This is a genomic window from Pedococcus sp. (assembly GCF_036554925.1).
Lineage (GTDB): Bacteria > Actinomycetota > Actinomycetes > Actinomycetales > Dermatophilaceae > Pedococcus_A.
Genome location: NZ_DATBMI010000082.1, coordinates 38,059 through 44,177, shown reverse-complemented (window position 1 = coordinate 44,177; position 6,119 = coordinate 38,059). Strand labels below are relative to the sequence as shown.

Sequence of the window (6,119 nt, the reverse complement as noted above, 5' to 3'; positions counted from 1 at the left end):
TCTGCGCATCGTGCTTCTCCCCTGTCGACGGCGTGCCCCCTTGCCGTCACGCTACGCACGCTGCGAGGTGCCGCCAAGGGGCTGTCGTTAAAAGAACTCCTCCCGGTCCGGGGACGCTTCCGGAGGAATGCCGCACAGCCGCCTCGGGACCTCTCCGGTCGGGGCTGACCTGCGGGAACGGCGAATCTGTGACCGACTTGTGATGTGGCCGACGCCGTCGCTCTGAGCACGCGGGCCGACCTGCTGAAAAACATCGCTGTCATTTCCAGAATGACACTTCTGTTATTTCGTGATTTCCCTCGTCGGCCGTCATTTCTGTGTGACTGGTGTTTCTCGAGTGAATATCCAGCCTTACTCTTCAGCGGCTGACCTCCGACGCGAAAGGCCCCCTGTGACGAGCCGCGCCCCTGCCTCCCGCCCCGCGCGGCTGGCGCTCGCCCTGGCCCTGTCCGGCGCCCTCGCCACCGGCACCGCGACCGTGGCCGCCGCCGACCCCGGTCCTGGAGGGGTCTTCCCGTCCCAGCAGGAGGTCGACCGCGCCCGGGCCGCGGCCGCCAGCACGGCTGGGCGGGTCGCCGCCCTCGACGCGCGGTTCGCCGCCTCCCAGGCGCGTCTTGCCCAGGTCCAGACCGAGGCCGCCGCCGCGTCCGAGGCCTACAACGGCGCCCGCGTGGCACTGCAGAAGCGGGTGGCCGAGGCCGACGCCGCGCGCGCCCGGGCGGCCTCCGCCCAGCGCCGCGCCGACGCCGCCTCGCTCGAGGTCCGCCAGTACGCCGCCGCCGTCTACCAGCAGGGCGGCAGCCTCGGCGACCTCGAGGCCTTCCTCAGCAGCAGGGGCCCGCAGGAGCTGCTCGACCGCGCGGCGTCCCTCGAGGCGGTCGGGGCGGCCCGCCACCGCACGCTGCAGACCGCCTCAGCGACCTCGGTCGTGGCCGACACCATGCGCCGGCAGGCAGCCGTCGCCGAGGCGCAGCAGCTCGCGGCCGCCCAGCGGGCCGAGACCGCCCGCCGCAGGGCCCAGGCCCAGGCCAGCTCGGTCGCCGCGGCCACCGCCCAGATCCAGCGCGAACAGCAGGCCGTCGCCACCGAGCTCGCGGCCCTGCGCCACACCAGCGTCGCGCTCGAGCGGCAGCGGCAGGACGGCCTCCGGGCCGCGGCCCAGGCCCGCGCGGCGGCCGCGGCGGCTGCCGAGCAGGCCCGCCTCGCCGCAGCCAGGGCCCAGGCAGCCCGCTCGGCCGCCGCACGCCGGGCGGCGGCCCGAGCCAGGGCCGAGGCGGCCCGTCAGGCCGCGGCGGCTGCCGAGGCCGAGCGGGCGGCCCGCGAGGCGGCCAACCGGCCGACACCCAGGCCCAAGCCGAAACCGACGACCCCGCCGCCCCCGCCGCCGCCCCCCAGCACCAGCGGTGGCGTGTCGGCGGTCGTGGCCTATGCGAGGGCGCAGATCGGCAAGCCCTACCAGTGGGGCGGTGAGGGGCCGGGGTCCTTCGACTGCTCAGGCCTGACGATGATGGCCTGGCGGCAGGCAGGTGTGTACCTCTCGCACTACACCGGGGCGCAGTGGGCCGAGACGGCGCGTGTTCCGGTCAGCGACCTGCGGCCGGGCGACCTGGTCTTCTTCGGCTCCTCCGGCGAGAGCAGCCACCACGTGGGCCTCTACATCGGCGGCGGGCAGATGATCGAGGCGCCCTACACGGGGGCCACCATCAGGGAGGCGAGCATCTACCGCTCCGACCTGCTCCCGTACGGCGGTCGCGTCCGCTGACCCGGCCCTACGGCATACGCGAGCAGCCCGCCCGAGACCAGGTCTCCGGCGGGCTGCCCAGGTGTGCGGGGGTCAGGAGTCGTGGAGCGGGTTCTCCTTGGTGGCGAGCTCCTCGGTGGCCCTGGCGCTCGCGCTCAGCGTCTCCTCCGGCGTGTGGGCCACGGGCTCCTTGGCCTCGCCGTGCTGCGGGAGGTTCCACCGGGCGGTCGTCATGCCGGCGTCGGCGGCCCTCTCCAGGGCCTCCTTGACGCACTGCTCGGCCTCGGTGCGGCCCGCCCAGTGCGCGCCCTCGACCGACTTGCCCGGCTCGAGGTCCTTGTAGGTCTCGAAGAAGTGCTGCACCTCGAGCCGGTCGAACTCGCTGATGTGCTCGAGCTCGGTGATGTGGGCCTGGCGCGGGTCCCCGGCGGGGATGCACAGGATCTTGTCGTCGCCGCCGGCCTCGTCGCGCATGTGGAACATGCCGATCGGGCGCGCGCGCACGATGCAGCCCGGGAACGTCGGCTCCTGGAGCAGGACCAGCGCGTCGAGCGGGTCACCGTCCTCGCCGAGGGTGTCCTCGACGTAGCCGTAGTCGGCCGGGTAGCTCATCGCGGTGAAGAGCAGGCGGTCGAGCCGGATGCGTCCGGTCTCGTGGTCGACCTCGTATTTGTTGCGGTGTCCCTTGGGGATCTCGATGGTGACGTCGAACTCCACGACGGCTGGCCCCTTCTTGTGGTGGTGCGGAAATGACCTAGGCTCGCGCCAAGTGTCCCGTATCCGCGCCGGCGAGCACCGAGGGGGTGGAGTGCGCCGTTTCCTGACGGCTGTCCTGGCCGTGATCCTCCTCGCCGTGGGCTACCTCGCCCTGGATGTCGCCGACGTGGTTCCGGGCATCCTGACGCGCGACGCCGCGGCGGCGACCCCTGCCGCCCCGACGCCGTCCGGCACCGCGACGGCGACGTCGCCTCCGGCCACGGTCCCCACGCCCGCCGTCTCCGCCTCGCCCCTCGTGGCGGCCGACGTCTCCGCTCCGCTCCCGGCACCCACGGTGCTCGAGGCCGCGCTCGCCGACGAGCTGGCCGATCCCGCCCTCGGGCCGTCGGTGGGTGTCACGGTGCGCGACGCGTACACCGGGGCACGCCTGCTCGACGTCGACGCCGACCGGCCGCGGGTGCCGGCCTCCACCGCCAAGATGCTGACCGCGCTCGCCGTCGGCGTCACCCTCGACCCGGCGAGCACCCTGCCGACCACCGTCGTCCAGGGGCGCACGCCCGGCGAGGTCGTGCTCGTCGCCGGGGGCGACGCGCTCCTCGGCGTGGGCAAGGGGCGTACCACCGCCGTCGCTGGTCGGGCCGGGCTCGGTGACCTCGCCGCCCAGGTGGCCGCTGCGCTGCAGGCCGCCGGCACCGGTGCCGTGACCGTGCGGCTGGACATGACGTATGCCGCGGGGCCGCGGTACGCGCCCGGCTGGAGCATGGCCGACGTCCACGCCGGCTTCAGCCAGGGCGTCTCGATGCTGGGCCTGGCCTCCCAGCGCCCGCGGCCCGGCCATCCCTCCCCGTCGGTCTCGGAGGACGCCGTGCTGGAGGCCTTCGTCGCGGCGCTGCGCAAGGCCGGGATCAGTGCCAAGGCCGCGCCCGACGGCACCCGCACCCTCGCCGCGGCGGCTGACGCAGCCGAGCTGGGGCGGGTGGAGTCGGCGCCGGTGCGCGACGTCCTGGCCCTCGCCCTCGACGACAGCGACAACGCCCTGACCGAGTCCCTGGCCCGGCAGGCCACGGTCCGGGCGGGTGGTGCCTCCACCTTCGCCGCCGCCGTGGCGCACGTGCGAAAGACCGTGGAGGGGCTCGGCGTCGACCTGACGGGAGTGCGGCTCACCGACACGAGCGGCCTCGCCCGGGGGCAGGTGGTCCCGGCCCGGGTCCTCGGCGACGTCCTCGCCCTCGGCGCCAGTGGCACCGTCCCCACGATGCGCGACACCCTGGCCCAGCTGCCGGTGGCGGGACTCGACGGCACCCTCGCAGACCGGTTCGACGAGAGGGGGAGCAGGACCGCGGCGGGCGTGGCCCGGGCCAAGACCGGCACCCTCACCGGGTCGAGCGGGCTCGCCGGCACCGTCGTCGACCGCGACGGCCGCGTGCTGACGTACGTGGTGCTGGCCGACCGGGTGCCCGGGGGCTTCGCGGGAACGGTCACCGCGCGCGCGGCGTTGGACCGCTTCGTTGCGGCGCTCGCGTCCTGCGGCTGCCGCTGACCTACCGTGAGGGAATGACCGTGACCCAGATGCCCCACGCCGCCGGCCCCGTCGACTGGGCGTTCGCCAAGAGCACCGGCGCCCGGCTGGTGCCGCCGGGGCCCAAGGTCAGCGCCGACGAGGCGGCGGGCGTGGTCGCGTCCATCCGCGCCGCCTCCCGACGGGCGCAGGCCCCGGTCTCCGAGACCTCCCGGCTGCACGCCCCCGGCGAGGCGCCGCCGCCACTCGTCGTGGACCGTCCCACCTGGATCGGCATCAACGCCGACTCGATGTCGGCCATGGTGGACCCCGTCTTCGTCGACATCGTCGCGCGGCGCAACCAGCGCCCGTCGGCGGCGGTGGCCGCTGTCGGCGGGAAGGTCACCGGAGGCGAGGCCGGAGCGCTCCTGGCCTTCATGGCGAGCAAGGTGCTCGGGCAGTACGACCTGGCGCCGGAGGGCACCCCCCGGCTCCTGCTCGTCGCCCCCAACCTGGTGCACGTCGAGCGCGAGCTCGGCGTCGACCCCGAGGACTTCCGGCTGTGGGTCTGCATGCACGAGGAGACCCACCGCGTGCAGTTCACGGCCGTGCCCTGGCTGCGCGACCACATGATCGACCGCGCCCGGGCCCTCGCCCGCGAGATGGCTCCCGACCCCGACCAGCTCCAGGACACCCTCTCGCGGATCAGCAGGCAGCTGCCCGACGCCCTCAAGAAGGGCGGCAGCGGTGTCGTCGACCTCATCGCCACCCCGGAGCAGCGCGAGAAGCTCGCCCAGATGACCGCCGTGATGTCCCTCCTCGAGGGCCATGCCGACGTGATCATGGACGAGGTCGGCCCGCAGGTGATCCCGTCCGTCGCGCAGATCCGGGCGCGCTTCAACGAGCGACGCCAGGGCGTGGGGGCCTTCGACCGGCTGCTGCGCCGCCTGCTCGGGCTCGAGGCGAAGATGCGGCAGTACCGCGACGGTGCCGTCTTCGTGCGCGCGGTGATCGACGAGGTGGGCATGGACGGCTTCAACCAGGTCTGGTCCTCGCCGGAGACGCTCCCGCTCCCGCGCGAGATCGAGGAGCCGTCGGCGTGGGTGGCGCGCGTCCACCGGTGACCCCGACGTGACCGGCCCGCACCCGGCGGTCGCGGCCACCCGGGTGGCCGTCCGCGAGGTGCTCGCCGCGCTCGACCCGGGATCCCGCGTGCTGGTGGCGTGCAGCGGGGGCGCCGACTCCCTGGCCCTGGCTGCCGCCACGGCGTTCGAGGCGCCCCGGCTGGCCGTCTTCGCCGGCGCGGTGGTCGTCGACCACGGCCTCCAGGAGGCCTCGGCCGACGTCGCCGAGCGGGCCGCCGCCCAGTGCCGCGGCCTGGGGCTCGACCCGGTGGACGTGGTCAGGGCCCGGGTGGGCACCGCAGCAGGGCCGGGCCCGGAGGCCGCGGCCCGCAACGCCCGCTACGCCGCGCTGGACGCGGCCGCCGACCGGCGAGGGGCGGACGTCGTGCTGCTCGGGCACACCCGCGACGACCAGGCGGAGCAGGTGCTCCTGGGCCTGGCCCGGGGGTCGGGGGCCCGGTCCCTCGCCGGTATGCCGCCGCGGCGGGGGCGGTACGCGCGCCCCCTCCTGGGCCTGTCACGGCGCGAGACGGCTGCCGCGTGCGCGGCCACCGGGCTGGAGCCGTGGGCCGACCCGCACAACGCCGACACGGCATACGCGCGGGTGCGGGTGCGCGGGCTGCTCGCACAGCTGGAGGAGGCGCTCGGCCCGGGCGTCGCGGACGCGCTCGCCCGGACCGCCGACCAGCTGCGGGAGGACGCCGACCACCTCGACGGGGAGGCCGCCCGCCGGGCCGCGGCACTGGGGGAGGGCCCCCACGCGGTCGCCGACCTGCTCGACGTGCCGCGGCCCGTGCGCACCCGGCTGTGGCGCCTGCTGCTCGTCGCCGCCGGCGCACCCGCCGGATCGCTCACCTTCGCCCACGTCGAGGCGTGCGACGCCCTGCTGACGCGGTGGCACGGCCAGGGTGCGGCGAGCGTCGCCGGCGGCCTGCGGGTGACCCGCTCCGGTGGGCGGGTGTCCATCGCCGGGTCAACTCGGGTTGAATAGGCCGAGCCCCCCGAGCCGAGCGGTCAGGAGTAGGAACGTGGACGCTGC

Annotated in this window: 5 protein-coding genes; 4 read left to right on the top strand and 1 reads right to left on the bottom strand. The window is 75.4% G+C overall.

The window, feature by feature from the left end; translation table 11 throughout:
• Positions 1 to 391: 391 nt before the first annotated feature.
• A complete protein-coding gene (locus VIB11_RS06965) occupies positions 392 to 1,762 on the top strand; it encodes a C40 family peptidase (RefSeq protein WP_332029687.1) in 1,371 nt (456 codons plus the stop codon).
• Positions 1,763 to 1,834: 72 nt separating this feature from the next.
• Here the strand turns inward: VIB11_RS06965 and VIB11_RS06960 are convergent, their stop codons facing one another.
• On the bottom strand, positions 1,835 to 2,458 hold the full coding sequence (locus VIB11_RS06960) for an inorganic diphosphatase (RefSeq protein ID WP_332029685.1): 624 nt from the start codon (positions 2,456 to 2,458) through the stop codon (positions 1,835 to 1,837).
• 52 nt (positions 2,459 to 2,510) lie between these two features.
• Here VIB11_RS06960 and VIB11_RS06955 point away from each other — a divergent pair, with 52 nt between their 5' ends.
• The 3 genes from VIB11_RS06955 to tilS are packed head-to-tail and all read left to right on the top strand — an operon-like array spanning position 2,511 to position 6,071.
• On the top strand, positions 2,511 to 3,998 hold the full coding sequence (locus VIB11_RS06955; RefSeq protein WP_332029682.1) for a D-alanyl-D-alanine carboxypeptidase/D-alanyl-D-alanine-endopeptidase: 1,488 nt from the start codon (positions 2,511 to 2,513) through the stop codon (positions 3,996 to 3,998).
• A gap of 14 nt (positions 3,999 to 4,012) precedes the next feature.
• Positions 4,013 to 5,080 carry a zinc-dependent metalloprotease gene (locus VIB11_RS06950; RefSeq protein WP_332029680.1) on the top strand — a complete coding sequence of 356 codons (1,068 nt, stop codon included), beginning with the start codon at positions 4,013 to 4,015 and terminating at the stop codon, positions 5,078 to 5,080.
• A gap of 7 nt (positions 5,081 to 5,087) precedes the next feature.
• Positions 5,088 to 6,071, top strand: a complete 984-nt coding sequence (tilS, locus tag VIB11_RS06945; protein WP_332029678.1) for a tRNA lysidine(34) synthetase TilS — start codon at positions 5,088 to 5,090, stop codon at positions 6,069 to 6,071.
• Positions 6,072 to 6,119: the final 48 nt, after the last annotated feature.